Origin of the sequence: Streptomyces sp. SID3343 (genome assembly GCF_009865215.1) — a bacterium.
In the GTDB taxonomy this organism is placed as follows: Bacteria; Actinomycetota; Actinomycetes; order Streptomycetales; family Streptomycetaceae; genus Embleya.
On record NZ_WWJX01000994.1, the window covers coordinates 1 to 5988 of the forward strand.

The following is a 5988-nucleotide window of genomic DNA, read 5'->3' on the forward strand; positions in this document are numbered from 1 at the left end:
CCCTCACCGGCCCGCTCACCACCCCGCCCCTCCGCACCTTCCGCCCCTCCGCCCGCGCGGCGCCGGGACGCCCCGGCGCTGTTCACCGCCGACGTCGGGAGCGGTGAGCGGCAACGGCATCCCGGGCGCCGACCGCCTCGTGCGGCCCGTGTCGGAAGACCTCCGACAGCACGCGCGCGTCGTCCACCGCGTCGTGCGCCCGCGACTGTCGCACCCGGTGGTGCGCGCGACGCCCCTCCCCCGCCGGCTACCCACCCCCGCCGCAGCCCGGTTGCCGCCGTGCCGCCCCAGTTGCGACCACGCCGCCCCCACCCACCACACTCACGTGCACCGCGTCCCCGCGGCCGGCCTCTTCCCCGTGAGCAGGAACGCCTCCACCGCGCCGTCGATGCACGAGCTGTTGCCCCCGTACGCGGTGTGCCCCTCGCCCTCGAAGGTCAGCAGCGTCGCGTCGGAGAGTTGACTCGCGAGCTTCTGCGCCGACGCGTAGGGGGTGGCCGGGTCGCCTGTCGTACCGACCACCAGGATCGGCGCGCTGCCCGGCGCGCTGATCGCGTGCGGCTTCGCGGCCGACCTGAACGGCCAGTTCTCGCAGTCCTCGCCGGTCAGGTCGTCGGCGGTGGTGTCACGCGACATCAGCGGGGCATCGCTCTTGAGTCGCGCCAACGCCGCCTGCACCTGCTCAGGGCTCGGCGCGTCACCGGAGCCGTCGGCGCAGCCGATCGCGACGAAGGCGTCCGCGCTGTTGTCGTAACGGCCTTCCTCGTCGCGGCCGTTGTAGTTGTCCGCGTAGAAGAGCAACGCGTCGGGGGCCTTCTTGACCATGGCCAGGGTCAGCCCGTCGCGCAGGTACTTCCACGCGGTGTCCTTGTCGCCGTACAACAGACTGATCACGCCGATCCAGCCCAGGCCGGAGGTCAGCTTGCGCCCGTCCGCGGCGCGCAGCGGGTTGTCCTGAAGTCCGTCGAGGAAGTCGGCGGCCTTCGTGGGCGCCGTCGCCGGGTCGCGGCCGAGCGGGCAGTCCGCGCGACTCGCGCAGTCCTCGGCGAAGCGGCGCAGCGACTTCTCGAAGCCGACCCGCTGCTCGACGGCCGACGACAGGCCGTCGGCGGCCGGGTCGACCGCACCGTCGAGAACGAGTCGACCGGTGCTCTTGGGAAACAGCTCGGCGTAGACGGCGCCGAGGTAGGTGCCGTACGAGAAGCCCAGGTAGTTGAGCTTGTCGTCGCCGAGCGCGGCCCGCACGACGTCCATGTCGCGCGCGGCGTTCTCGGTGCCGACGAAGGGCAGCAGGTCGCCGGACTTGGCGTTGCACTCGGCCGCGTACTGCTTTTCGCGCGCCTTGGACCGGGCCTCCGCCTGCGCCGGGTCGTCGGGCAGATCCTCGGCGACGTACGCGTCGCGCTCGCGGTCGGTCAGGCACCGTACGGGCGCGCTGCGCTCGACCCCGCGCGGGTCGAAGCCGACGATGTCGTAGGACTCCTGGAGCGACGCGCCGATCGAGTCCTCGGCCATCCACCACGCCGACTCGACGCCCGAGCCCCCGGGTCCGCCCGGGTTGAGCAGCAGCGAGCCCCGGCGCTGCCCGGGCTTGCCGGCCGACTTGCGGGTGACCGCGATGTCGATCGTCTTGCCCTCGGGGTGCGCGTAGTCGAGCGGGACGTTGAACATCGCGCAGCGGAAGGCCCCGGCCTGTTTCCGCTGATCCTCGTCGTCGGTCTCGCAGCCCTTCCAGGTGGGCTTTTGGGTGTAGAAACGGGCGAGCGCCGGGGTGGGGTCACCGGGCGTGCCCGAGCGGCCCGAGTCGGGACTCGGCGCGCCCGGTCGGCCGCTCCCCGAGTCCGCCGCGTCGCTGAGATCGGACGCCGCGGTGCAGCCCGCGATGGTGGCGACGGCGAGCAGGCACGCGCTCGCGCGGCCGATGAGTCCCAGTCGGGATATTCGTTTCACTGGTACTGCCTACCATCGAACACACGCCCACGCACGAACGCGGCCCCCGATCCGCGTGCCGCCGGGAACGAGCCGGCCCGGATCGACGGGTGTCGATCCGGGCCGGGCCCACGGTCCGCCGACCTGCTCAGGCCCCCGGGTTCCGGGTGTTCCGGTTCAGGAACGTCCAGGCCTCCGGCAGCTGACGCGTTATGTCGGTCGAACTGCCACTCGCTCCGGGGACGGCCTTGACCGTCGTGGGCGCGACCGCGCCGTCCGCGAAGTCGGTGCCGGTGCCCCCGGAGTGGTTCGACAGCAGGATCCGTACGTCCGGGTGACCGGCGAGCAGCTTGACCGGGTCGTTCGCGGCCTTGGCCTGCGTCTCGGCCGCCCACAGCGGCGACTTGAGCGTGGTTCGACCGGACAGGCTCACCGCCGCGGCGTAGTACTGCGGGTACTGGAGTGCGTACTTCACCGCGCACAGGCCGCCGGATCCGTCCCCGATCAGGGCCCACGAGGCGCGATCGGCGGCGGCGCGGTACGTCGACAGGACCGCGTCACGCACGTCGTCGTTGTGGAACGTGGCCATCTTCGGCCGGTTGGGGATGTCGCTGCACTCGGTGTCCTTGGCCGCGGTCTGACTCGCGTCCGCCTCCTGCTTGGAGTAGGGCATGAGTTCGGGTGCGACCACGATGTACGGCGGGACCGTACCGGCCTCGATCGCCGCGGCCAGCTTGGGCAGGAACGCCACCGAGTCGTCGACGAAGCTGTTCGAATCGACGCCGGGCAGGGCCGACTGGGCGACCAGGACCGGGTACTTGCGGCCCTGGTTGGCCGGCGCGTCGTACCCCGGCGGTAGCCATACCCAAACGTCGGCGGTGACACCGGACTTGGCGCCCGCGAGGGTCGTCCTCTCCAACGTGCCACCGGACTTCGCGGACACCTTGGTGAAGTGCTGCGGGACCGCGCCCTTGGGCAGGGTGGACGACGGGACGGGCGTGCCGGACGGGGCCTCGGTCCCTGCCGACGCGACCGCCTCGGCGTCGTCGCCGGTCATCCCCCGGTACGCGACCGTGCCACCGATCGCGGCGGCGATCAGCGCGAGCGCGAGCACTCCGACGCCGACCGGCGAACGCACACCTCGGCGCCGACGCGGCTCGGTCGGCGCGCCGAGCACGACCACGGGCCCGGCGTCGCCCGGCGTGGGCCCGGCTGTCGTGGGAGCAGCCGACGAGGACCCGACTGCCGCAGGCTCGGCATCGGGCACGTGTCGCGTGGTCGGTACGCCCGGGCGCGACGCACCCACAGCCTCGGTCGGTCGGGCCGGTCCGGCCGACTCCACCGAGCCCACCGGCTCGACCCGCGCGACCGGCAACCGGCCCGCCCCGTCGCCGCGTTGCCCAGCCGACGGACGGATCGACTTCCCGACCGACCGCTCGACCGACTTCCCGACGGACCGCTCGACCGACTCCTCGACCGCACCCGCGTCCGAAGCCCGAACCGGCTCCGAATTTCGACCCGACCCCGAATCACGAACCGGCTCCGAGTCCCGGCCAGGCTCCGAGTCCCGGCCCAGGCCCGAGTCCCGGCCCGACTCGGCGTCTCGACCCGCCCTCGACGCGCGCAGCTGCTCGGCCCCGCGATCCGCCGGCGCGGCCACAGCCGTTCCGGAGGCCAACACGGCGACCGCGGGCGATCCGCCCGGAACGAGCGCGACCTCGGTCTCGGGGGCCGGCCCCCGCGGTTTGCGCGCTCTCCACACGAACGCGACAACCGCCCCCAGGGTCACCGCGATCAGCAGACCTTTGAGCGTCCTGGTCACGGAACGCAACCCCGCACCGTCCTTCCGACCTCACCAGCCACAATGTTCCCGGGAACTCTCCCACGATGACGTCCGATCGGGGGTCTCGGGTTCCGCTTTCCGGGCACTCCCGCTCCAAGGAGTGAACCGGACCTCGGCAAGATCGCGAACGGTCGAACCACCCTCGCCACGACGGGTCGAGCCGTCCCCCGCCACGGCCGGTCGAGCCGTCCCGGCCACCACCGGTCGAGCCGTCCCCGCCACGACCCGCCCGGCCGTCCCTCACCGCAACCGCTCGAAACGACCCGACTCAACCGGCCCGCAGCGTCAGCACCATCGCCTCGACCGCGAGCAACGGCGCGACGTTCGCGTCGATCGCCCGCCGGCAGGCCAGGATCGCCTCGATCCGGCGCAGTGTGGCCTCCGGCGTGGACGAGCCGGCGAGCGTGTCGAGGTCGGCCCGCATGGTGTCGTTGTTCAACGGGACCGAAGCCCGCAATTGCACCGCGAGCACGTCGCGGTAGAACGCGGTCAGATCCACCAAAGCGCGGTCCAGGCAGTCCCGTTGGGTGCGGGTGGCGCGCTTCTTCTGCTTGTTCTCCAGATCCTTCATCACGCCGGCCGTACCACTGGGCATCCGCCCGTTGCCGACCGCGCCCATCGCGGCGCGCAGTTCCTCGGTCTCGCGGCCGTCCAGGTCGGCCGCGACCTGCTTGGCGTCCTGCGCGGCGGCGTCCACGAGGCGCTGCGCGGCGGCCATCGCCTGGCCGATGTCGGCGACCACCAGGGGAATCCGCAGCACGTCGGCGCGGCGCCGGCGGCTCTGCTCGTCGAGCGCGAGCCGCCGGGCGCTCTTGACGTCCCCACCCGACGCGGACGCGGCGAACGCGGCCATCGCCGGGTCGATGCCGTCACGGCGCATCAACACGTCGGCCACCGCCCCCGCAGGCGGCGTGCGCAGCTGGACGTTGCGGCAGCGCGAGCGGATCGTCGGCAGCGCGTCCTCCAAGGACGGCGCGCACAGCAGCCACACCGTGCGCTCGGCCGGTTCCTCGATCGCCTTGAGCAGTACGTTGCCCGCGCCTTCGGTGAGCCGCCCGGCGTCCTCCAGGACGATCACCTGCCAGCGCCCACCGGCCGGGGACATCACCGCGCGCCGGACCAGGTCGCGGGTCTCCTTGACGCCGATCGACAGCAGTTCGGTGGCCACCACGTCCACGTCGGCGTGGGTGCCGGTGAGCGCGGTGTGGCAACCGTCGCAGTGTCCGCAGCCCGGCTCGGCGCCCAGCGCCAGATCGGGGCTCACGCACTGCAGGGCCGCCGCGAACGCGCGTGCCGCGGTCGCGGTGCCGGCCCCGGGCGGGCCGGTGAACAGCCACGCGTGGGTCATTCCGCCGACGCCCTCACCCGCGAGCACGGCCCGGGCGGCGACGGCCGCGGTGCGCAGTTGCTCGGTGACGCGATCCTGCCCGACGAGGTCGTCCCAGACGGTCACGCGCTTTTGTCTCCTCGATCCGGTGCCAAATCCCCCATACGACCGTACCGGGGCGACGTGACAATCGAAGCCACGTCACCCCGGTACGAGGATCGTCACGCGGGTCGGCCCGCAGAGCCGGCCGTCAGGACTTGCTGCGCCGCCAGCGCCGCTTCTTGCCCTGCTCCCCGGACTCGTCCGACCCGTCGGCGGACTCGCCATCCGCCGTGCCCGACGCGTCCGACGCGTCCGACGCGTCAGCGCCGTCCGCCCCGCCCGCCACGGCCCCGTCCGCAGCCCCACGCTCGTCGCCGCCGCCCACCGCCGGCAGCGCCCGCGTTTCGTCAGAGGACGACGACGAAGACGAAGAAGACAAGGACGACGAGGAGAACGACGACGAAGACGAGGAACCCGACTCCACCACCGACAACACCCCCGTCTCGTCCAAGCGCAACTGCGGAATCTCCCGAGTGTCGTCGGCCGCCTCGCGCAGCCGTATCTGCTGCAACTCGGTGGTGTCCGCGTCGTCCGCCGTCGGCTTCGGGATGCCGTGCACCGGGGTGTCCGCCATGGACGGGTCCGGCCGCCGGATCCCGTGTACCGGTGTCTCCTGCATGGACAGCGACAGCGGCCCCGCCTCCGCCGCGAGCGCGGCGGCCTCCTGCGCGGCCCGAGCACGGGTGGTCGCGGCCACCTCGGAGGCGCGGGACGCCTCCTTCTCGGCGCGGCGGCGGTCGGCCTCGGCCCGGCGCAGGCCCTCCTCGGCCCGACGGCGCTCCTCGGC

At 73.1% G+C, this 5988-nt stretch carries 4 protein-coding genes; all 4 read right to left on the reverse strand.

What is annotated here, in order from left to right:
- Nucleotides 1-321 precede the first annotated feature (321 nt).
- Nucleotides 322-1950: an alpha/beta hydrolase gene (locus GT354_RS31210; RefSeq protein WP_346012260.1), complete on the reverse strand. Its 1629-nt coding sequence runs from the start codon at nt 1948-1950 to the stop codon at nt 322-324.
- 127 nt (nt 1951-2077) lie between these two features.
- On the reverse strand, nt 2078-3751 hold the full coding sequence (locus tag GT354_RS56710) for an alpha/beta hydrolase-fold protein (RefSeq protein WP_161359734.1): 1674 nt from the start codon (nt 3749-3751) through the stop codon (nt 2078-2080).
- A 289-nt stretch (nt 3752-4040) separates the two neighbouring features.
- Nucleotides 4041-5225 (reverse strand): DNA polymerase III subunit delta', encoded by a 1185-nt coding sequence (locus GT354_RS31220; RefSeq protein WP_161359735.1) that lies wholly within the window; start codon nt 5223-5225, stop codon nt 4041-4043.
- A 124-nt stretch (nt 5226-5349) separates the two neighbouring features.
- On the reverse strand, nt 5350-5988 hold a 639-nt coding region (locus GT354_RS31225), incomplete at its 5' end, for a hypothetical protein (protein WP_161359736.1).